The organism is Cnuibacter sp. UC19_7, assembly GCF_042699995.1.
Classification (GTDB): Bacteria; Actinomycetota; Actinomycetes; order Actinomycetales; family Microbacteriaceae; genus Cnuibacter.
Genome location: NZ_CP170560.1, coordinates 2,689,265 through 2,707,427 on the forward strand (window position 1 = coordinate 2,689,265; position 18,163 = coordinate 2,707,427).

At 73.1% G+C, this 18,163-nt stretch carries 21 protein-coding genes and 1 pseudogene; 11 read left to right on the top strand and 11 right to left on the bottom strand.

The genetic code is table 11. The features are described from left to right. The first annotated feature begins 42 nt into the window (after nt 1–42). Nucleotides 43–441, top strand: a complete 399-nt coding sequence (locus ACFJGV_RS12805; RefSeq protein ID WP_378144342.1) for a pyridoxamine 5'-phosphate oxidase family protein — start codon at nt 43–45, stop codon at nt 439–441. 19 nt (nt 442–460) lie between these two features. Here ACFJGV_RS12805 and ACFJGV_RS12810 read toward each other — a convergent pair whose 3' ends face one another. From ACFJGV_RS12810 to ACFJGV_RS12820, 3 genes are read right to left on the bottom strand one after another with little or no spacing between them, the layout of a single operon-like run. Next, nucleotides 461–1,786 carry a glycosyltransferase family 2 protein gene (locus ACFJGV_RS12810; RefSeq protein ID WP_378144343.1) on the bottom strand — a complete coding sequence of 442 codons (1,326 nt, stop codon included), beginning with the start codon at nt 1,784–1,786 and terminating at the stop codon, nt 461–463. Further along, nucleotides 1,783–2,856, bottom strand: a complete 1,074-nt coding sequence (locus ACFJGV_RS12815; protein WP_378144344.1) for a hypothetical protein — start codon at nt 2,854–2,856, stop codon at nt 1,783–1,785. The genes ACFJGV_RS12810 and ACFJGV_RS12815 overlap by 4 nt, the downstream gene beginning before the upstream one ends. Continuing rightward, on the bottom strand, nt 2,853–3,758 hold the full coding sequence (locus ACFJGV_RS12820; RefSeq protein WP_378144345.1) for a WcbI family polysaccharide biosynthesis putative acetyltransferase: 906 nt from the start codon (nt 3,756–3,758) through the stop codon (nt 2,853–2,855). Before ACFJGV_RS12820 ends, ACFJGV_RS12815 begins: the two co-directional genes overlap by 4 nt. Before the next feature lie 150 nt (nt 3,759–3,908). Between ACFJGV_RS12820 and ACFJGV_RS12825 the strand changes: the two genes are divergently transcribed. The 5 genes from ACFJGV_RS12825 (at nt 3,909) to ACFJGV_RS12845 (ending at nt 8,389) form a co-directional block, all read left to right on the top strand. After that, a complete protein-coding gene (locus ACFJGV_RS12825; protein ID WP_378144346.1) occupies nt 3,909–4,997 on the top strand; it encodes a glycosyltransferase in 1,089 nt (362 codons plus the stop codon). Next, nucleotides 4,994–6,130, top strand: a complete 1,137-nt coding sequence (locus ACFJGV_RS12830) for a glycosyltransferase (protein WP_378144347.1) — start codon at nt 4,994–4,996, stop codon at nt 6,128–6,130. Before ACFJGV_RS12825 ends, ACFJGV_RS12830 begins: the two co-directional genes overlap by 4 nt. Further along, nucleotides 6,127–7,149 (top strand): glycosyltransferase, encoded by a 1,023-nt coding sequence (locus tag ACFJGV_RS12835; RefSeq protein WP_378144348.1) that lies wholly within the window; start codon nt 6,127–6,129, stop codon nt 7,147–7,149. Before ACFJGV_RS12830 ends, ACFJGV_RS12835 begins: the two co-directional genes overlap by 4 nt. Beyond that, nucleotides 7,146–8,003, top strand: coding sequence for a glycosyltransferase family 2 protein (locus tag ACFJGV_RS12840; protein ID WP_378144349.1), 858 nt, complete (start codon nt 7,146–7,148; stop codon nt 8,001–8,003). Before ACFJGV_RS12835 ends, ACFJGV_RS12840 begins: the two co-directional genes overlap by 4 nt. A gap of 92 nt (nt 8,004–8,095) precedes the next feature. Then, nucleotides 8,096–8,389: a hypothetical protein gene (locus ACFJGV_RS12845; RefSeq protein ID WP_378144350.1), complete on the top strand. Its 294-nt coding sequence runs from the start codon at nt 8,096–8,098 to the stop codon at nt 8,387–8,389. A 19-nt stretch (nt 8,390–8,408) separates the two neighbouring features. On the opposite strand, the gene ACFJGV_RS12850 is transcribed toward ACFJGV_RS12845, so the two are convergent. Together ACFJGV_RS12850 and ACFJGV_RS12855 are read right to left on the bottom strand one after the other, a co-directional pair. After that, nucleotides 8,409–8,927 (bottom strand): hypothetical protein, encoded by a 519-nt coding sequence (locus tag ACFJGV_RS12850; RefSeq protein WP_378144351.1) that lies wholly within the window; start codon nt 8,925–8,927, stop codon nt 8,409–8,411. 40 nt (nt 8,928–8,967) lie between these two features. Next, nucleotides 8,968–9,513 carry a hypothetical protein gene (locus ACFJGV_RS12855; RefSeq protein ID WP_378144352.1) on the bottom strand — a complete coding sequence of 182 codons (546 nt, stop codon included), beginning with the start codon at nt 9,511–9,513 and terminating at the stop codon, nt 8,968–8,970. 170 nt (nt 9,514–9,683) lie between these two features. Between ACFJGV_RS12855 and ACFJGV_RS12860 the strand changes: the two genes are divergently transcribed. Then, on the top strand, nt 9,684–10,142 hold the full coding sequence (locus ACFJGV_RS12860) for a hypothetical protein (RefSeq protein WP_378144353.1): 459 nt from the start codon (nt 9,684–9,686) through the stop codon (nt 10,140–10,142). A 42-nt stretch (nt 10,143–10,184) separates the two neighbouring features. Here the strand turns inward: ACFJGV_RS12860 and ACFJGV_RS12865 are convergent, their stop codons facing one another. The 3 genes and pseudogenes from ACFJGV_RS12865 to ACFJGV_RS12875 all read right to left on the bottom strand — a co-directional run bounded on the left by ACFJGV_RS12865 (nt 10,185) and on the right by ACFJGV_RS12875 (nt 12,722). After that, nucleotides 10,185–10,355, bottom strand: a complete 171-nt coding sequence (locus ACFJGV_RS12865; protein ID WP_378144354.1) for a hypothetical protein — start codon at nt 10,353–10,355, stop codon at nt 10,185–10,187. Continuing rightward, nucleotides 10,352–11,232 (bottom strand): annotated as a pseudogene (locus ACFJGV_RS12870) (manganese catalase family protein). The gene ACFJGV_RS12865 and the pseudogene ACFJGV_RS12870 overlap by 4 nt, the downstream one beginning before the upstream one ends. Before the next feature lie 170 nt (nt 11,233–11,402). Beyond that, nucleotides 11,403–12,722 (bottom strand): cytochrome P450, encoded by a 1,320-nt coding sequence (locus ACFJGV_RS12875; RefSeq protein WP_378144355.1) that lies wholly within the window; start codon nt 12,720–12,722, stop codon nt 11,403–11,405. Nucleotides 12,723–13,069: 347 nt separating this feature from the next. Between ACFJGV_RS12875 and ACFJGV_RS12880 the strand changes: the two genes are divergently transcribed. Further along, nucleotides 13,070–13,852 (top strand): HEAT repeat domain-containing protein, encoded by a 783-nt coding sequence (locus ACFJGV_RS12880; RefSeq protein ID WP_378144356.1) that lies wholly within the window; start codon nt 13,070–13,072, stop codon nt 13,850–13,852. An 18-nt stretch (nt 13,853–13,870) separates the two neighbouring features. Continuing rightward, entirely contained in the window at nt 13,871–14,776 is a 906-nt protein-coding gene (locus tag ACFJGV_RS12885) for a hypothetical protein (RefSeq protein ID WP_378144357.1), read from the top strand. Here the strand turns inward: ACFJGV_RS12885 and ACFJGV_RS12890 are convergent. Continuing rightward, nucleotides 14,748–15,353: a TetR/AcrR family transcriptional regulator gene (locus ACFJGV_RS12890; RefSeq protein WP_378144358.1), complete on the bottom strand. Its 606-nt coding sequence runs from the start codon at nt 15,351–15,353 to the stop codon at nt 14,748–14,750. The genes ACFJGV_RS12885 and ACFJGV_RS12890 overlap by 29 nt on opposite strands. Nucleotides 15,354–15,434: 81 nt before the next feature. Here ACFJGV_RS12890 and ACFJGV_RS12895 point away from each other — a divergent pair, with 81 nt between their 5' ends. Then, on the top strand, nt 15,435–15,884 hold the full coding sequence (locus ACFJGV_RS12895; protein ID WP_378144359.1) for an SRPBCC domain-containing protein: 450 nt from the start codon (nt 15,435–15,437) through the stop codon (nt 15,882–15,884). Nucleotides 15,885–15,900: 16 nt separating this feature from the next. Here ACFJGV_RS12895 and ACFJGV_RS12900 read toward each other — a convergent pair whose 3' ends face one another. After that, a complete protein-coding gene (locus ACFJGV_RS12900) occupies nt 15,901–16,356 on the bottom strand; it encodes a VOC family protein (protein WP_378144360.1) in 456 nt (151 codons plus the stop codon). A gap of 100 nt (nt 16,357–16,456) precedes the next feature. Between ACFJGV_RS12900 and ACFJGV_RS12905 the strand changes: the two genes are divergently transcribed. After that, nucleotides 16,457–17,587 carry a helix-turn-helix transcriptional regulator gene (locus ACFJGV_RS12905; RefSeq protein ID WP_378144361.1) on the top strand — a complete coding sequence of 377 codons (1,131 nt, stop codon included), beginning with the start codon at nt 16,457–16,459 and terminating at the stop codon, nt 17,585–17,587. Here ACFJGV_RS12905 and ACFJGV_RS12910 read toward each other — a convergent pair. Then, nucleotides 17,574–18,059, bottom strand: coding sequence for a hypothetical protein (locus ACFJGV_RS12910; protein ID WP_378144362.1), 486 nt, complete (start codon nt 18,057–18,059; stop codon nt 17,574–17,576). The genes ACFJGV_RS12905 and ACFJGV_RS12910 overlap by 14 nt on opposite strands. Nucleotides 18,060–18,163: the final 104 nt, after the last annotated feature.

An 18,163-nucleotide genomic window follows, 5' to 3' on the forward strand; every position in this document is an offset into this window, starting at 1 on the left:
TCGTGCGAAGGTGGAGGGGAGAGACTTCACGAGAGGAGCAGCGTGAGCAGGGAATGGACACACGTGCGGCCGTACTTCGACCGGGTGACGGTGGCGCACGTCGCGACGCTGATGCCCGACGGGGCGCCGCACACCGTGCCGGTGTGGGTGGGGACGACGGACGACGGGCTCGAGCTGTTCATGGAGGCGGGCTCGCGGAAGGATCGGAACCTCGCGGGGGATCCGCGGATCGCGTTCTCGGTGACGAACCCCGACAACGCCCTCGACATGGCGTTCGTGCGCGGCCGCGCGGTGGAGCGGCTCGAGGGGGAGGCGGCGTACGAGATCGTCGACCGGCTGGCGCGGAAGTACACCGGCGCCGACTACGACCTCCGCGAGGGGATGGTCGCCTACCGGGTGCACCCCGACGTGAGCTGGACCCGCGACCACTCGTCGGAGTAGACATCGTGCCGGTGAGGGTTCACCGCCAGCCAGCGAGGTGACCCTCGAGGTCGACCTCCCCGTCGATCGGATGCACGGGTGCCGCGCGCGTGACCGTCGCGAACGTGTGCGCCTCGGGTCGGCGCGCGCGGCGGGCGCTCGCCCGCGCGGCTTCGATCGAGAGCACGACGTCGCCCGACGCCTCCGTCAGGAGCACCGTGCCCAGGTCGCCCACGCCGACGGTCTCGAGAGCGTCGGCGAGCGTCCGCCCGAACTCCTCGCGCGAGGCGCGCGGCACCGCGAACGGCGACGAGACCGCGACCCGTACCCTGGCCGCCTCCCGGAGCAACTCCGCGCCTGTCCCGGGGCGGATCCGGTCGTCCCCCGGCGCGAGCGACTCGAGCGCGTCGTCGACCAGGATGCGCGCCTGAGGGACGGCCTCGAGTAGCACGTCGGCACAGAGCAGCACGGCCGCCGGATCGGTGCCCGGCAGGTCGACCACGACGTCGGATGCCGCGCTGCGTACGCCGCGTCCGACCGAGCCCGGCACACCGATGAGGTCGAACAGAGCGAGGGTCTCGTGGTTCTTCCGCCGCCGCAGCTCGTGCGGGTCCACCCGGCCCGCGAGGTCGGGGCCGTCGTGCCACGCCACGGCGGACGGCACGTGGGCGAGGACGGCGCCGCGCATCCAGGCCCGGTGCGCCCACTCCCAGTCCTCTCCGCCGTATCTGTCGAAGCGCTCGTCGAAGCCGCCGGTCTCGTCGAAGAGCTCACGGCCGCAGGCCAGCACGGCCGAGATCACGAACCGGTACGAGCGGTGGTCGGCGTCGAGGAGGTCGCGACTCGCCGCGTAGGCATCGCGCAGCCACCCGGGCTCGTCGAGCTCATGCTGCGGCCCGAGCTCCTCGATCGGCGCGGCGTCGGCCGCGCGGGCGAGATCGGCGTGCCGTCGCCGTCCGACGGTGACCGCGTCCGAGGTGAGGGAAGGCAGCCGGGTGAGCGCCTCGAGGTACCCGGGTTCGGGCGAGGTGTCGGCGTCGAGGAAGCAGAGCACGTCGCCGCTCGCGTGCGCCGCACCGAGGTTGCGCGCCGCCGCGGCCCGGAAGCCGAGGTCGGGCATCCGCAGCAGGCGCACGTGCGGCGGCACGACGGGCGCCTCCGGCGACCCGTCGTCGACCACGATCACCTCGAACCGCGGATGCGTCTGCCGCTCCAGGGCGCGGAGCGTGCGGCCGAGCTCGGCGGGCTGGTCGTAGTAGGGCACGATCACCGACACGAGCGGCACCGGATCCGGGACGAGCCCGTCAAGCGCCGACCAGTCGTTGCCCACCACCGCGACCCCGCGGGCGCGGGGAGAGTCGGTCACGCCAGGGTCTCCGCCCAGAAGCGACGGTACGACGCCGCGGTGGCCGCGAGATCGGGCCCGAGGCGCGCCGAGTCATCGAGCCAGGTGGTGCTCGGCCGGCTCAGCGCCCGGGAGATGGCCCCGGCGAGGTCATCGGGCTCGACGAGGGTGAGCGCACCCGGGTGGAGCGACGCCATCTCCTCCATGTACGCGCTGCGCACGACGAGCGGCCGGCGGCCCGCCTCCAGCCACGAGGCGAGCGACCCGGAGGCCGAGACGTGCTCGTGCGCGATGACCGGCACGGATGCGCGACGGCACCGCTCGAGGAACGCCTCGTCGTCGAGGTAGCCGGTCACCTCGAACCCGACGTCCAGGTCGGTGGCGAGCTCCGCGAGGCGCTCGACGTCGACCTCGTGCCCGGCGGAGGGTCGGCCGAGTGCCTCCACACGGACGCCGCCGTGCTCCGAGACGAGGTCGGCCGCGGCGCGCAGCGCGGGCTCGTGCCCCTTGCCCGGGTACACGAATCCGAGGATCGCGACGCTCGCCCCCTTGAGACCCGCGGCTGAGGCGGGCGCAGCGGAAGCAGGCGCGGGCGGCGCGGAAGGCTCGAGATCGGCCGCCGCCGCGGCCGGGTCCACCGACGCCGGTGCAGGCACCGCACCCGCCGCGGCCCGGTCCACCGGCAGCGGGATCACCGTCGTCACCACGGACACGTCGACGTACCGCCGCAACAGCCCGGCCTCGTGCCCGCTGTTGCACACCACCCCCGTTGCGGCGCGCACGACCCGGCCATAGCCGTCCGCGCGGCGGGGCAGGTTGCGCTCCCCGTCCGACGGCTGCGGCAGGTCGTGCAGCGTCACCGTCACCCGTCGACCGGACGCGACGCGCTCGAAGGCCGCCGCCGCGGCGGCCGGATCCGACCCCCACAGCCGGTCGGTGAAGTGCACGTGCAGCGGGCCGTCGCCGAGCTCGGCGGCGGCGATGTCGATCCCGGTCTCGCCGAGCTGGTCGGCGATCCTCCGGGCGTACACGGTGACGCCGTGCTGGGCGTCGGCGGGGATGAGCAGGGCGGGCAGCGGTGATGTCGTCATGCGCCGAGCAACCCGATGACGTCGCGGTGGCGCGCGAGCCCGGTGGCCACCGCATCCGGATGCTCGGCGTACCAGGCGAGGTGCGCGGCCCGGACCGTCTCCACGTCGACCCGCTGCCCGTCCACGATCCACGCCGGCTCCGGCGAGGCGCCGAGGCCGAGCGCGTCGATCACGACCTGCTCACGCGGCGCATGCACCGAGTCGAGCAGGGGACGCCCGGGATCCCTCACCTCGGCGTCGAGCCCCAGCCGGTCGAGCACCCGCTGCCCGATGGCGAGCCAGACGGGGTTGCCCGGGTGGTTGATGGTGCGCATCTGCTCGAAGGAAGGCCGCGCGAAGAGGTCGGAGACCGGGATCGTGCGATGCGCCTCCTCCCGGGCGCGCAGCTGCCCGATCGACTCGTCGCGGACGGCCCGCACCGACTCCCGCCGGAGCGGGGGCAGCCACTCCCCGGCGGCCTCGAGCAGCACCGCGAGGTCGTGGTACGCCACCACGGGCGGGACGAGCGACGGATCGGAGGGCGGCCGGATGATCGCGTGCCGCGGGTACAGGCCGGCGAAGCGGATGACGGGCACGACGACCGCATCGGCGGTCGATGACATCCGCGCCACGAGTTGGTCGGTGCCGACCGGCAGGCCGCGGTAGTCGTCGCGGATGGGCTGGGTCACCAGCACGTCGGTGTGCGCCAGCCACGCCTCGAGCGCAGGCAGGTCGGCCGGCGTGAGCTCGTGCACGGGAGGGATCCGCACCGTGTGCAGCTCGTCGTCGGGCAGCACGATCCGCAGCGACTCCGCCTGGCAGTTGCCGATCGACAGCACGACGCGGCGCCCATCGGGAGAGGGTGCGTCGTAGAAGTCGGAGTAGTGGGCGCGGCGGGCCGCGAGAGCGGTGGAGGAGGGCACGGTACCACTCTGGTGCGAACGTGCCACCCCCGCTCGCCTCCGCGAGCCGAGGTGGATCATTCGCCCTACGTTCGACAGGGCGGGATGTGATCGAGACCACCTCCGCTCGGCCCGGCGGTGCCGTCCAGCGTCTCGCGAGACGGAGGACCTGTGACGCGTGACGCCGATTCCCCCCTCCGCGTCGCCGCCGTCCCCACCGAGCACCCCTACGTCCGCGCGATCACGGAGGACGCCGACGGGGTCTGGGTGCGCCCTGAGCCCGTCGTGGCGTCGCGCCCGCCCGGCCAGTGGTGGCCGCCGGTCCTCCTCGATCCCGAGTACCTGCGCGCGCACGACCGCGAGTTCGACGTTCTCCACCTGCACTTCGGGATGGAGTCGGTCAGCAGCGCACAGCTGCGCGCCGCTCTCTACGCCCTGCGTGAGGCGCGCATCCCTCTCGTCTACACGGTGCACGACCTCGCCAACCCGCAGCTCGAGGATCAGGCCGTCCACCTCGCTCAGCTCGACTCGGTCATCCGCGCCGCCGACGAACTCATCACCCTGACTCCGGGTGCGGCGAGCGAGATCCGCCGGCGCTGGGATCGGGAGGCCACCGTCATCCCGCATCCGAGGCTCGCGACGACCTCGCCCTCGCCCTCGCCCGAGCCCGAGGCGCGGCGGCACGACGGCACCGTCGTCGGGGTGCATCTCCGCGATCTCCGTCCGAACATCGCCGGCCCGGCGGTCGTCGCCGCCCTCGCCGCCGCGAGCGACGCGCTGCAGGCCGACGGCCTGAGCGTCACGGTGCGGATCCGCCTCAACGAGTCGGTGCGCGATGACAAGGCGGCGGACGAGATCCGCTCCCTGGCCTCCGCGTCGCCCTCCCTGCACCTGGACCGCGGCCCGCGCCAGAGCGACGCCCGGCTCGAGCAGTGGATCAGCGGACTCGACGCGGTCGTGCTGCCGTACGCGCACGGCACGCACTCGGGGTTCGCAGAGCTCTGCTGGGACCTCGGTGTCCCGGTGCTCGACACCGGATGCGGGTTCGTCGCCGAGCAGCATCCGGACGACGTCACCGTCTTCCGTCTCGACGACGGCGGGGCCTCGCTCGCGTCGGCGCTCGCGGGGGTGCGCCGCATCGACGCAGACGACCGTCGAGCCCTGGTCGAGCAGCGCAGGAGCCTGCGTGCGTTCGAGAGCCGACGGATCGGAGAGGCCCACCGCGCGGTCTACGCGCGCGCCCGAGGAAGGATCGCGTGAGAGGCACACCATCACCGACGGAGCGACTGCGGATCGTCGTAATCGGCCCACTGCGCTATCCGCTGCGCCAGCCCCACGCGGGCGGCCTCGAGGCCATGGTCTGGGATCGGGTGCAGCAGCTGAGGCAGCGCGGGCATGAGGTCACGCTGTGCGCGGTGCAGGGGTCCGACTTCCTCGAGGAGTCGCCGCCGGAGTTCGTGATGCCCGGCGTGCAGTGGCTGTCGGATGCGGACGCATCGGACACCGACTACCCGACGGGATACGTGAAGCGCGCGTCGCGGTCGCTCGAGAACGCGCTCGCCTACATCCGCCGGAACGCGGACCGGTTCGACATCGTCGACAACCACTGCCTGCAGGGCCCCCCGATCTCGGCCGCGGCGGGCCTCGGCGTGCCGGTCGTGACCACGCTGCACACCCCGCCGCTGCCCGAGATGCTCGCCGCCCACGCGGCGTCGCTCGGCTCGCCGCAGCGCTTCCTCGCGGTCAGCGCCCACACCGCCCGCGCCTGGAGACAGCACGGCGTGCACGCGGAGGTCATGCCGAACTCCGTCGACCTCGACCGCTGGCCGCTGGGCGAGGGCGGCGACGCCCTGGTCTGGTCGGGGCGGATCGTCCCCGAGAAGGGCACGCACCTCGCGATCGACGCCGCGCGGCTCACCGGCCGATCCCTCGTCGTGGCCGGACGCATCGGCGACCGCGACTACTTCGACGAGCAGGTCGCGCCGCGCCTCGGCGGTGACGTCCGCTACGTCGGCCCGCTTCCGCAGGCCGAGCTCGCCGACCTCGTGGGCCGCAGTGCGTGCGCGCTGGTCACGCCGATGTGGGACGAGCCGTTCGGGCTCGTGATCCCCGAGGCGCTCGCCACGGGCACGCCTGTCGTCGCGTTCGACGCGGGCGGGGTGGGCGAGAGCATCGCACCCCTGCCCTCGGCGCTCGTACCGCCCGGCGACGTCCGCGCGCTCGCCGAGGCCGCGAGCCACGCCGCCGAGCTGGGCTCGGCGCATCCCGAGACGCGCTGGCTCACCCGGAGGACGGCGGAGCGGCGCTTCGACGCTCAGGGGCGCGCTCTCGCGCTCGAGCAGCTCTTCCGGCAGGCCGTCGACGAGGCGACGACGATGGAGATCAGCGCGTGACCCTCGGCTGGTACGTGCACCACCACGGCGCCGGCCACCTCACCCGCTTCCTCGCCGTGCGTCCTCACCTCGACGGCGCGGTCGTCGTGCTGTCGTCGCTGCCGGAGCCGTCCTCGCTGCCCACGAGCACGCGCTGGATCGCGCTGCCCCGCGACGACGACGGGTTCGCCGGGGCGACCGGTGCCGCCGAGGCGCCGGAGGACGCGGATGCGACGGTCGGCGGGCTGCTGCACTGGGCGCCGCTCGGCCACGCCGGGCACCGGGCCCGCCTCGCCGCGATCGCCGACATCGCACGAGACGAGGCGCTGGCCGGGATGGTCGTCGACGTGTCGGTCGAGGTCGCCCTGTTCTCGCGCCTGCTCGGGCTGCCCACCGTCGTGATGTCGCAGCCCGGCGATCGGACGGACGAACCGCATCGGATCGCGTATCGCGCCGCCTCGGCGATCGTCGCGCCGTGGCCCGAGGGGGTGCTGTCGGATGCGGCACTGCTGCCGGTGCGCGACCGGGTGCGGTGGACGGGCGGGATCTCCCGGTACGAGCCGGTTCCGTCTGCAGCCGCGACGGTGCCGCCGCCCGCTTCGGGGGGCGGTGGTGTCGTGGTGCTGGGCGCGCATCCGCACCTCGATCGCGACGGGCTGCGCCTCGTCGCCGAGCGGGCCGGTCTCACGGTGACCGAGGTCGGGGCGACTGCCGAGTCGTGGACGACCGACCCCTGGCCGCACCTCGAGGCCGCCGACGTGGTCGTGACCGCCGCCGGGCAGAACAGCATCGCCGACCTCGCGGCGGCCAGAGTCCGCGCCGTCGTGGTGCCGCAGGAGCGTCCGTTCGGGGAGCAGCACGCCACGGGCCGCGCCCTCGAGCGGCTCGATCTCGCGATCGTCGCCTCCGACCCGCGCGGGGTCGACGAGTGGGCCCGCCTCCTCGACCGGGCGCTCGGCCTCCGACCCGAGTGGGACCGGTGGGAGGTCGCGGGCGCCGCGCAGAGAGCCGCCGACCGCATCCGCGAGGTGACCTCGTGACCATCGTCATCACCCTCGCCTCCGCCGCCCGTGCCGAGCACGTGCAGCGGCAGCAGGAGCACCTGCGGGCGCATCCGGTCGATCGGGTCATCGTCTGGCTCGACGTGTCGCCGCCGGAGCGCAGCGAGTTCCCCCACGGAGCCGAGTTCGCCGACAGAGCCGGTGCGCGGCTCGTGCACGTCTCCCCGGGCGAGCATGGGCTGCGGCTCGCCGCAGGCCGCAACGCGGGGGCCCGGGAGGCGTCTCGCGCGGGCGACGCGTCGGAGCTCCTCGTGTTCCTCGACGCCGACTGCATCCCCGGCGCCGAGCTGCTCAAGCGTTACGAGGCCGCCGCCGCGGCGAGACCGGATGCGTTGCTCGCCGGGCCGGTGACGTACCTCCCGCCCGGGGCGGCGGTGTCGACGCCGGAGGACCTGCGCGAGGCGACGGCCCCGCATCCGGCGCGCCCCGTGCCCGCTGACGGCGCGCTTCTCGACGGCGACCGCTACGAGCTGTTCTGGTCGCTCTCGTTCGCGACCACGCGGGAGACCTGGGACCGGCTCGGCGGATTCGACGAGGGGTACGAGGGCTACGGAGGAGAGGACACCGACTTCGCCTTCCGTGCCCGGGACGCCGGGCTCCCCTTGGTCTGGGTGGGCGGGGCGCACGCGTACCACCAGCACCACCCGACCTCGAGCCCGCCGGTGCAGCACCTCGACGACATCCTCCGCAACGGTGCCCGGTTCGCGGAGCGCTGGGGCGAGTGGCCGATGCAGGGCTGGCTGTCGGCGTTCGCCGACCTCGGCCTCGTCGAGCAGGACGGCACCGGCTACCGCCGCGTCCATCCCGGGCCCGAGGCCGCGCCGCGGATCTGACACTCGTGGCGCCCTCCCGTCGATCCGGCCCTGCACGACTGCCAGATCCGCAACCCCTCGCCGCGACCGGCCCGGCCTGCCACGCTGGTCGCATGACCGATGCCGATGCGACGTTCCTCGAAGAAGCCCAGAAGTCCCCGAAGACGGTGACCGTCGGTGCCACCGAGTACGTCGTGCGCCGTACGGAGAGTCACTACGACGTGCAGATCGAGGGCGCGGAGGGCATCGTGATCGGGTTCGCCGCTCGAACCATCGACGGAGGCATCGGCTTCATCCCCGCCGCGCTCGTCGACCGCGTGCAGCCCGTGCCGCACAACTCCGTCGAGGAGGCGATCGAGTTCCTCCTCGCCACGGCCACCGACATCGGCACCGAGCAGCACCCCTGAGCCGCTCCGTCGAGCCCGATCAGGTCCACCAGAAGGCCGCGGCGGGGCCGATCAGCGCCTTGAACCCGGTCGGCGACGACGCGAGGTGCGGCGGGAGGGAGCTCGCCCCGAACCACGCGCTCCGCTCCACCGCGGGCACGGCTTCCGTCACGTCGTTCAGCATCTCCCCGAACGTCTTGTCGGGGTCGAACCGCGCGCGCAGGCTCGGGTCGACGCCGTGCACCGAGAACAGCAGCTCACCCGGCGAGGTCCGCTCGACCAGCAGATGCAGCTTGAGGTTCCAGGTCGACCCGCCCCCGCTCACCGCGGCATCCGCGGCCACCGCCAGCACCGATCGGCCGAGCCCGCCGCGCTCGTACAGGTACGCCGACGGCGACGGGTTCTCGGGTTCTTTGCGGCGGTAGCCGGTCTCCTGCAGTCGTTCGTCGAGCAGGGCGCCCGCCTGCTCCACGGCCTCGACCGGGCCGGTGATCGAGCACACCGGGAACGTCAGCCGATCGAGGGTCGCCTCCGCCTGCGCGATCTCCGCCGGATCCATGCGCCCAGCTTAGGGATCCGCCGAAGGGTGCACTCCCGCCTCAGCGCTTGCCGCGCCGGTGCAGCAGTCCGCTCAGGGGTCGCTGCTGCTCGCCCTGCTGAGCGGCGAGCACGACCAGGGTGCCCGTGAGGAGCGGCAGCACCCACTGCAGCACCTTCTGCGTGCGCTGCGCCGCGGCGAGCTTCTTCGAGGCGGATGCGGTGGGCTCGGTGACACCCTCGCCGCCCTCCTCCGCGTGCTTGTCGATCGTGCGGCCGAGGGCACCGGAGTAGAGGCTGGCGACGCCGGCCACGCCGGTGAGCACGAGCTTCAGTGTCGTGTTGGAGCGGGCCTCACCCTGGCCGGCGAGGCGGGACTTGTTGCCGTTGATGAGTCCGACGCCGCCGATGCCGTGGACGACGATGGCGACGAACTGCACGGGCGCCCACTTGGCCCACCCGACGGAGGAGAGATGCAGCCGCTCCCGCGGATCCTTCGCCTCGGCGGTCGCGCCGTTGAGGCCCACGGCGCCCATCAGGGTTCCACCGAACCAGGCGGCGAGGCCGAGGTCGTGCATCGATCGGACGACGGTGTTGCGTGAGGACATGGGGTATCCGTTCTTTGGAAAGGGAGTCGAGGCTGACTCCCATCGACCGTCCGCATCCGCGGGGTCGCGACCGGGTTGCCGCCGCGCGTCGACCGTGCATCAGAGATTGTGCGGTCGGGATCGAGCGTTCGTCCAGGCTGGCCGGTGGGGGCATCTGACAGGCTGAGCCCATGGACTCACCTGAGATGCCGCGCCTGGATCCGCCGACCGAGGTCGTCGCCGACATCGACAGGAAGGCCGCGCGACTGCGGGCCGAGCCCGAGAGCTTCGCCGCGATGGACGGCCTCTGGCGCGCGGTCTACGGGCTCGAGCGCTGGATCTTCCTCGCCCGCGGCACCGAGGAGGCGCCGAAGCCGTACGCGGGCGAGCTGTCGCCCGGCCCGATGCTGTTCGCGTTCACGACCCCCGACCGTGCTCGCGAGGGCGGACGCAGCGTCGGGCTGAGCGACGAGGAGTCGTCGCTGCTGCTCGCGGTGCCGCTGCCCGGCGCGATCGAGTGGGCCGCGTCGTTCGGCCAGGCGGGCATCGCGGGGATCGCGTTCGACATCCCCTCGGCCGGCTACTACGCCCCGCTCGGCAACCTGCTGCCCATGCGCGACCACATGGCCGCGAACCCGCCCGCCGTCTGAGGAACGAGCGAGCGGGGTGCGGGGACGCACCCCGCCCCGCCCTCAGCGCGCGGTGCGGTGCGTCCGCAGCTGCTCCGCCACGAGCCAGGCACCGAACCGCACCATGAGCACGGCTCCGGAGGCGAGCAGCCCGCCCGCCAGGAGCGGGCCCGTCACGGGAGCGGGCAGCTGCTCGGGATCCGGCACGTGCAGGCTCGGCCGGTGGAGCGTCACTTGTCGCTCAGCTTGTCCTTGATGACACCCGACGCCTTGTCGATGAGATTCGGCTTCGGGTCGGTGCCGAAGAGGCGCGGGTCGGGCTGCGTGGGCGGCGGCATGGGTGCCGACGTGTGGGGCCGTCGTGGTACGAGAACTCGCCCTTCCCGTCCGGCGTGGGGCCGGAGGCCCACGATCCGTCCTTCGCGGTCAGTCCGTCCGAGAAGTTGAGGTACTGGTACGACACCTCGCGCTGCTCCTGGCCGAGCGGGAAGTTGCTCGGCACCGGCAGGTCCTCGACGCCCTCGGCGCGGAGCTCGGCGGCGGCGGCCGTCCACTGGTTCTGGTGCATCGTGTCGCGGGCGATGAGGAACGACAGCAGCTCGCGCACGCCCTTGTCATCCGTCATGTTGTAGATGCGCGCGGCCTGGAGCCGCCCCTGCATCTCACCGTTGGCGTTCGCCGTGAAGTCGGCGAGCAGGTTGCCGGATGCGGTGATGTACGACCCCTGCCACGGGTTGCCGTTGCTGTCGACCGGCCGGGCGCCCGCTCCCGCGACGATGGCGTGCTGGACGTCCATGCCGCCGATGATCGCACCGAGCACGGGGTCCGACTTCGCGGCCTCCTCCGACTGCTCGACCGGGGCCTTCTCCAGCAGCTGGGCGATCATGATCGCGAGCATCTCGACGTGCCCGAACTCCTCGCTGCCGATGCCGTACAGCAGGTCCCGGTACTTGCCGGGGATGTGCGCGTTCCAGGCCTGGAAGCCGTACTGCATCGCGATCGTGATCTCGCCGTACTGGCCGCCGAGCAGCTCCTGCATCCGGCGCGCCAGGATGGCGTCGGGCCCCGCCGGTGTCGCGGTGAACTGCAGCTCTTGCTTGTGGAAGAACATGCCTACCTCTCCTCGTCCTCGGCGGCCGTCAGTGGTGTCGCCGATGTGTGCGACCGTACGTCCGCCCTGGGGCGCCACACGGGGGTGGACATCCCGTACCACCCGTGCCACGCGAGGCGTCGGCGCGGACGGCCGGGTCAGGCGAGGAGTCGCCGGGCGGCCGGGTCGGGTCAGTGGAAGGGGAAGGGGCAGCGGGAGGGCGCTCCGGCGGCACGTACGCGGCCGCCCGAGGCGGGTTTGGTGGGGAGGCGGCGACGGGGTACCCGCAGTCCGTCGTCGAGGATCGTGACCCGCGGATCGCTGAGGGTCGCGACCGCGCTCGCGAGGCCCGCGATCGCGAGCTTCTCGCCCGGGCAGCGGTGTCCCGTCGCCACTGCGGCTCCGCCGTGCGGGATGAAGGTCTCGAGGGCCTCGTAGTCGTCCACGCCCACGAAGCGCTCGGGATCGAAGCGGCCCGCGTCGGGCCAGGAGCGATCGTCGGTGTCGGTGCCGAGGATGTCGAGCACGATCCGGCCGCCCTCCGCCACGCTCTCGCCGTCCACCTCGATGTCGGCGATCGCGCGGCCGGGCAGCATCGGCACGAACGGCGCCGTGCGGCGGATCTCCTGCGCGAAGGCCGTCGCGAGCGGACCGTCCACGAGGGAACCGCGCTCGGCGGTCTCGTCGGCGATGCGGGTGCGCCACTCCGGCCGATCGTGCAGCTCCTTGGCGGCGAACGCGACGAACCGGGCCACGGCGATCAGGGGGCGGATGCTGTTCTGCAGCTCGATGCCCGCCAGACGCGGCGGGAGCAGGTGCCCGCCGCGGTCTCGGTGCCACGCCCACTGCTGGAGCGCGGCGCCCGGTTCCGCGTCGATCTCCCCGGCCCTGACCGCGGCGATGAGGGCCGCCGTGTGACGGTCCGACCACATCCGGTTGCCGAAGGCGAGGAGGTACTCGGGCGAGTAGGGCACACCGAATCCGTCGACGATCTGCGCGAGCCGCCGGGCCCACCGCGTCTTCGCGTCCGCGGTGCCGGGCAGGCCCGCCCAGCGCATGCCCGCGCGCCCGAACGCGCCGACGGCGGCGTCGTACGCCGAACGGCGGTCGCCGGCGAGCCAGGCGTCGAGCTCGGCGCGCCACTCGCGGTCGAGGAGCGGCTTCAGTCGGGCGACCTGGTCGTCCTCGTAGGCGACGTCGACGAAGGTGGCCTTGCGGTGGCGGTGGTCCTCGCCATCGAGGCTGTGCACCGAGCCGTGCCCGAACAGGGTCTCCTGGATGAGCCCGGGCATCGCGCCGTGACGGGCGACGAGGCTCTCGTCGTAGAACGCCCGCACGCCCTCCACGCCCCGGACGAACAGCGTGTCGTCGCCCAGCAGCCGCATCGGCGCCGAGCGCGCGCCGGGCCGCGCGCGCCGCCAGATGCGGGCGCCGAAGCCGTAGCCCCGGGTGAGCACGGAGAGGGAGTCGTCGAGGGCGGGGAACGAGGTCGAGGACGGCATGCCCCACATCCTGGCCCGCTCGCCCACCCCGCGCCCGGGGGTTGCGTCGCGCCCGGGGCTTGCGCCGCGTCCGTTCGGGCTCGCCTCCGTCACGTGCGCACCGATTCCGTCGAAGTGGCGCTGTATTCGGCGAGGTGCGGCGGATTCGGTGCGCTGGTGACAACGCCTGCCCAGAACCCAGGGGCCGAGCGGCGGTGCTCGCGGCCGTGGTTCCGTCACGTGCGCACCGATTCCGTGGGAGTGGCGCGATACTCGGCGAGGTGCGGCGGATTCGGTGCGCTGGTGACGCCTCCGCCGCGTCTCCAGCGGTGACCCGCCTCTCGCGGCCGCTCCGGGTGCTCTGAGACACTCGAGGGGTGAGCGGAGCGAGCGGAACGGGGACACGCGCATCCCATCGAGCGGCGCTCGCGGCGCTGCCGCGGGCGGAGTGGGCCGCGTACCTCGCCGAGCACTCGGGGCTGCCGGGGCCGCGCGCCAACCTCGACCTGGCGCAGGCGGTGGCCGACGAGGCGTCGCCCGAGCAGATCGCGGCCTTCGCCGGCTCGCCCGACGAGTACACCGCCCTCTGCGGCGCCGTCGGCCTCGGGCGCCTGTCCGCGGAAGGCGCGAGCGCGGAGGCGATCGCGGAGCCGCGCTTGGAGGCACTCGCCGAGGATCCGCGCTGGCGTGTCCGCGAGGGCGTCGCGATGGCGCTGCAGCGGATCGGCGACGCCGATCGCCGCGCGCTCTGGGCGCTCGCGGAGCGTTGGACGGACCTGGCCACGGCCCTGCCCCACGCTCCTCGTCTCCTGCTCCTCCGCGCGGTCGCGGCGGGCATCGCCGAGCCCCGGCTCGTGAAGGCGCCGGAGGATGCGCGGCGTGCCCTGCGCATCCTCGACCGGATCACGGCGGCGCTCACCGCCCTCACCCCGGCCGACCGCCGCGGACGCGAGGACGTGCGCGTGCTCCGGCAGACACTGGGATACGCGTGGAGCGTCGCCGCTGTGGGCTCCCCGACCGAGGGCTTCGAGGCTCTGGAGCGACTCGCGGCGCTCGACGACCCGGACCTGACGGGGATCGTCCGCTCGAACGCGGCGAAGTCGCGCCTGGCGAGGCTCGACCCCGTCCGCGCGACGGCCCTCCGAGGCGGTGTCGGCTGAGGTCGACACAATGGAGAGATGACGATCACGTGGCCGCGCACATCCCCGGTACGTCGTCACCTGCGGTGGGTGATCCCTCTCGTCGTCGGCGTGGTGGGTGTGGCCGTGCTCTTCCACTTCGCCGCCCAGACCGCCGACGAGATGAACGCCTACGCCCCGGCCACGCCGCCCACCAGCATGGCCGGCCGCCTGGTCCTTCTCTTCATGGGGCTGATCGCCCTCGGGCTCGCGTGCGCCGTCGTCACCCTGGTCAACGGATCGCGGACGCTGGCCGAATGGCTGCGGACTCGGCGCCGGGCCGCCGGGCGGTACACCCCCGATGAGCAGGCCCGCCTCGACGAGGCCGCACGGCTGCGCGACAACTGGGCCGCCGCCGCGCAGCTCCGATCCGACCTGATCGCCCGGAAGGTGCCGCCCCAGGTCACGGTCTGGGATCTCGCCCCCTACGCCGACGAGGTCTTCTTCGTCGATGCGCCGGTGCAGTACAGCCGCTACTACGGCACCGACGTCACGTACACCCAGACCAGCGGCTTCTACTACGGGCGTCCGTCGTTCGTCCTCGCCGGCGTCGCCGCCTCCGCCCTCGGCAACGCGTCGAGGCGATCGGCCGCCTACGCCCGTGCGCAGGAGCAGTGGCGCGAGCACCAGACCGTGAGGATGGTGGTCTCGAACAAGAGGATCGCGACACGCCTCGCGAACGGCGAGTGGCTCTCGTTCGACTTCGCGGCGATGTCGGCCGTCTACCCGGAGCCCCGCGACTGGACCCTGATCTGCCAGTTCCCCTCGACCTCGCCGCTGCTCCTCGCCGGCCCCGCCGTGCCGGCGGCGTCGCTGCTGACGCTCCTCATGACACACGGCCCGCACGCCGTCGCGGAGCATCCGTCCCTCGAACCGCTCAGCCTCGAGGCGCCAAGTCGTCGGTGAGGATGCGCGCGGCCCGGCGCGCGGCGGCGACGATCGCCGCGTCGTCGGCGGTCGTGCCCGCGGCGGCGTGGACGGCGGCGTTGATCGACAGCAGCGCCATCCGCAGCATCACGGCGGCCTCGAGGGTTCGCTCCGGCAGCAGCTCGTCGAGCTCGTCGGCCAGCTGCGTCAGACCTGCGCCGACGCGCGGCTCCTCTCCGTCGTGCGCGAGCCCGGCCAGGAGACGCGGGTTCGCGGCGAGGAATCGGATGCCCTGCAGCTTCTCCCCGGTGAACGAGTCCACCCACCGCGTCACCGCCTCGCCGATCACGCCGGCTCCGGGCGGCTGAGCGCGCACCCACGCGAGCAGCTCCTCGGCCTCGTCTCCGCGCTGGTCGAGGAGGGACTGGACGATGGCCTCCTTGCCGTCGAAGTGGTAGTACAACGACGCCTTGTTGATGCCGAGCTCGTCGGCGATCTGACGCAACGACGTCGCCTCATAGCCCTGCTCGGTGAAGAGGCGGAGGGCCACCTGTCGGGCACGCTCGCGCGTGCGTGCGCCGCTCCGTCGGGTGGGAGGGGCTTCATCTGTCGCCATAGCCACAGTCTACCTACCGGACGGTAGACAGGTTACCTAACGATGGGTAGGCTGACGCTCATCCATCTGAGAGGCGCCCCCATGACCGGCTACACCATCGTCCGTGACTACCCCTACCCGATCGACGAGGTCTGGGCGGTCCTCACGGAACCCGACGAGGTCGCCCGCTGGACCACGACCGGGCAGGGCGGTCGGCCCGTGGGCTTCGCCGCCGTGCGCGGCACGCGCTTCCAGTTCGTCGGCAAGCCCACGATGGGATGGGCGGGTGTCGTCTACTGCGAGGTGCTCGCCGTCGACGCGCCCCGGTCGCTGCGCTACACCTGGAAGGGCGACCAGGACACCGACGACGTCACCGAGGTCACCTACCTCCTCGAGCCGACTCCGGAGGGCACGCGCTTCACCTGGCGCCACACCGGGTTCCGCGGCGTCGGCGGCTTCGCGATGTCCCGGCTCCTCGGCAGCGTCCGGAAGAAGATGCTGAGCGCGGGCGTCCCCGAGGTGCTCGAGGCCCACCACCGAGCTCGCCGGTAGCGGGCCCCGCCCCCTCTCACGCGGCGTCGACGCTCACGCTCCACGTCACGCCGAACCGGTCGGTGAGCATCCCGAAGCCGGGGCTCCAGGCCGAGGCGGCCAGCGGCTCCACTATGACGGCGCCCACGGCCAGCGCATCCCAGTACCCCTGGAGCTCGTCGAGGCTGTCGGACGCCAGCGAGACGAACAGCGCCTGGTCGGTCGCCGTCGTGTTGTTCTCGCGGCGGGTCGAGCCGCCGCCCGCGATCGGACCCTCGGTCTCGCCCGGGATGTCGTAGGCCATCACGCGGAAGCCGTTCTCGGCCGCGACGAGGCCGAAGACGACCTTGTCGGATCCGGGCACCTCGGCCGGCATCCCGAAGTCGGCGTAGGTGTTCACGACCAGGTGGCCGCCGAAGACGGACCGGTAGTGCTCCAGTGCGGCCCGGGCGTCGCCGCGGAAGTTTAGGTGGGTGGTGGTCTGGATGCTCATGGCTTCTCCTGCGCGAATCGGCCGGGGTCGTCCCCGGTGATCCCCACACTCGCAGGCATGTAGGTCAAGTCCAGTCCTACATCGACGATACGCTGAGGCCATGACCGCATCGAGCACGTCGCGCCTTCTCAGGCTGCTGTCTCTGCTGCAGATGCGCCGCGACTGGCCGGGCCCCCTCCTCGCCGAGCGGCTCGAGATCAGCCACCGTACGGTCCGGCGTGACGTGGATCGCCTCCGCGAGATGGGATACAGCATCCGCTCGACCATGGGGCCCGAAGGCGGATACCGGCTCGACGCCGGCGAGGAGCTCCCGCCTCTCCTGTTCGACGACGACCAGGTGATCGCGCTGGCGGTGTCGCTGCAGGCCGCCGCCGTCACCGGGGTCGGCATCGAGGATGCGGCGCTCCGCGCCCTCACGACCGTGCGGCAGGTCATGCCGTCGAGGCTCCGGCACCGGCTGAGCGCGCTCGAGTTCACGACGGTGAGCCCGCTCCCCGGTCGTGCGGCCCGGGATGCGGTCTCGCCCGACGTGCTGATCGCGCTGTCGGCCGCCGTCCGGGCCCACGAGGTGCTGCGATTCGACTATGCCGGCAGCCGCGACCGGAGCAGCGGCGACCAGACCGGCAGCGGCGGGAGCGGCGGGAGCGGTGGCGACCAGACCGGCAGCCGCGACCGGAGCAGCGGCGACCAGACCGGCAGCGGTGGGAGCGGTGGCAGCGCCATCGAGCCGAGGCCACCCCGGCGCGTGGAGCCGCACCACCTCGTCACCTCCGGTGGTTCCTGGTACCTCGTCGCGTGGGACCTCGACCACGACGAGTGGCGGATCTACCGCGCCGACCGCATCTCGCCCCGCATTCCGACCGGGCCGCGATTCTCTCCGCGAGAGGTGCCGGGCGGCGACGTCGCCGAGTACGTGTCGGCGCGCTTCAAGGGCTCCGAGAGCGGCGACCGCTGGCCCTGTGTCGGGAAGGTGATCCTGCATCGGCCCGCACGCGACGTCCTCCCCTTCGCCGAGGACGGCGTCGTCGAGGACCTCGGACCCGACCGCTGCAGCCTCGAGGTCGGATCCTGGTCCTGGGTCGCCCTCGCGTCGGCGCTGAACCGCTTCGACACCGAGCTCGAGGTCGTCTTCCCGGACGAGCTCACCGCCGCGTTCGGCACCCTCGCCGCCCGTAACGCCGCGACGGTCGCCGGGTGGCCTCCACCGCAGACCCCGGTCAGGCCCGGGTGAGGGTCACCACGCCACGACGAGACCGCGAGACGCGGAGGCCGAACCGCTCGGCGGCGTCGAGCAGCCTCGCGGGAAGCGGAGGCAGCTGCCGTGCCGCACCGCCGGGCTGCCTCGCCAGACCCACGTTCAGCACGAAATCGAGCTCGCGGGCACTGAGCTCGATCCGGGCGTAGTCGCTGTCGGTGCGCCAGCGGAGCATCCGGATGTCGCCGAGGGCCACGTCGTGGGTGACGTCCCCGATCCGGAGGCCGAGCATGTCGGGCCCCGCCGACAGGCGGATGTCGACGGTGCGCCTCCGGACGAGTGCCAGCAGGACCAGGTAGGTGGGCAGAGCGAGCAGCAGACCGATGCCCAGGATCAGGAAGCGCGGCCCGATCCGCTCGGCGAGGTCTCCCAGGGCGATCATCGCAGAGGCGCTGAGCGCACCTCCGACCGCGACCGCGACGACGATGAGGAGGGTCAGGGTCCTCATCCGGAGAGGGATCGCGCGGAAGCGCAGGACGGCGGCGTCCCCGTCCCGCCCCCAGCGCAGCGATGCAGCGGGCGCGGGGAGGGTCCGGGGCACCGCTCGATTCT

Excerpts from the sequence above, each read along its gene's own strand:
- ACFJGV_RS12815 (WP_378144344.1), bottom strand. The coding sequence starts at position 2,856 with ATGACGACATCACCGCTGCCCGCCCTGCTCATCCCCGCCGACGCCCAG.
- ACFJGV_RS12845 (WP_378144350.1), top strand. The coding sequence starts at position 8,096 with ATGACCGATGCCGATGCGACGTTCCTCGAAGAAGCCCAGAAGTCCCCG.
- ACFJGV_RS12850 (WP_378144351.1), bottom strand. The coding sequence starts at position 8,927 with ATGGATCCGGCGGAGATCGCGCAGGCGGAGGCGACCCTCGATCGGCTG.
- ACFJGV_RS12855 (WP_378144352.1), bottom strand. The coding sequence starts at position 9,513 with ATGTCCTCACGCAACACCGTCGTCCGATCGATGCACGACCTCGGCCTC.
- ACFJGV_RS12860 (WP_378144353.1), top strand. The coding sequence starts at position 9,684 with ATGGACTCACCTGAGATGCCGCGCCTGGATCCGCCGACCGAGGTCGTC.
- ACFJGV_RS12875 (WP_378144355.1), bottom strand. The coding sequence starts at position 12,722 with ATGTGGGGCATGCCGTCCTCGACCTCGTTCCCCGCCCTCGACGACTCC.
- ACFJGV_RS12885 (WP_378144357.1), top strand. The coding sequence starts at position 13,871 with ATGACGATCACGTGGCCGCGCACATCCCCGGTACGTCGTCACCTGCGG.
- ACFJGV_RS12890 (WP_378144358.1), bottom strand. The coding sequence starts at position 15,353 with ATGGCGACAGATGAAGCCCCTCCCACCCGACGGAGCGGCGCACGCACG.
- ACFJGV_RS12895 (WP_378144359.1), top strand. The coding sequence starts at position 15,435 with ATGACCGGCTACACCATCGTCCGTGACTACCCCTACCCGATCGACGAG.
- ACFJGV_RS12900 (WP_378144360.1), bottom strand. The coding sequence starts at position 16,356 with ATGAGCATCCAGACCACCACCCACCTAAACTTCCGCGGCGACGCCCGG.
- ACFJGV_RS12905 (WP_378144361.1), top strand. The coding sequence starts at position 16,457 with ATGACCGCATCGAGCACGTCGCGCCTTCTCAGGCTGCTGTCTCTGCTG.
- ACFJGV_RS12910 (WP_378144362.1), bottom strand. The coding sequence starts at position 18,059 with ATGAGGACCCTGACCCTCCTCATCGTCGTCGCGGTCGCGGTCGGAGGT.